The sequence below is a fragment of the Psychrobacter sp. PP-21 genome (assembly GCF_033790785.1).
Taxonomy (GTDB): Bacteria; Pseudomonadota; Gammaproteobacteria; order Pseudomonadales; family Moraxellaceae; genus Psychrobacter.
Map to the genome: position 1 here is coordinate 1 of NZ_JAMYEB010000133.1, position 238 is coordinate 238.

The 238-nt window shown below is 38.7% G+C and carries 1 protein-coding gene; it reads right to left on the reverse strand.

The features are described 5' to 3' along the window. The coding region (locus NJD71_RS13895) for a hypothetical protein (RefSeq protein ID WP_319052471.1) at positions 1-238 on the reverse strand (238 nt) is incomplete at both ends.

Here is a 238-nt window from a genome sequence, read left to right on the forward strand (position 1 = left end):
CTGTTTACTGCTAGTAATTGCTCTATTTGCTTGCTCATAATATTTCTCATCAATTTTGATTGCTGCCAGCTCATCAACGACATTGATAGTGTCGCGTTCTTTCATTGCTTGCTTAAATTCGCTTGTCACACGTTTTAAAGCGTACAAGTCACCAACTGATACACAGCAGCTAATAATCGCATTAGGAAGCAAATCAGCGCGTTCTGATGATGACAATAAAAAGCTGTCTATACTGTTG